The following is a 505-nucleotide window of genomic DNA, read 5'->3' on the forward strand; positions in this document are numbered from 1 at the left end:
ATTTACCTATAGGGAAGGCAGCATTAAGAGAACAGTTAATGCCGGGCTTGTTTATCCCTGTGTTACCTGACAGTAAGAAAATAGGAAAACCTGATTATTTGCATTCTAATATAATAAATAAAAAGGAACTTAGATTAATTGGAAATAATTATAAAAGTGCTTATGAAATAAGAAGTACTGATTTGAATTTAAAACAAATAAAAGGTCTTATAAGTGACCCCCATGGAACTTATGTATATGAAAGTGCATTAATTTCAGAAGAAATTTATAATAAGTTTAAAGAATATAGGAAAGCAATTCCGGAAAGAAGAAATAAAATATTAGGTGAAGTAAAAGATTTGTATAACTTAGACCAAAACTTAAAGATAAACTTGGCAATAAACGGACCTGCACTACTTGATAAAAGTCCTTATTTATTAGAATCGAAAGATAAGTATAACAAAGAAGAATTATTAAAAGATTATGCAAATGGAAAGTATACAGATAAAGGCTTATCAAATAGTCC

1 pseudogene is annotated in these 505 nt (G+C 28.1%); it reads left to right on the plus strand.

Annotated elements, in window-relative coordinates:
• Positions 1-505 (plus strand): annotated as a pseudogene (locus tag EII29_RS12345) (hypothetical protein); the annotation flags it as partial.

The organism is Leptotrichia sp. OH3620_COT-345 (assembly GCF_003932895.1).
Lineage (GTDB): Bacteria > Fusobacteriota > Fusobacteriia > Fusobacteriales > Leptotrichiaceae > Pseudoleptotrichia.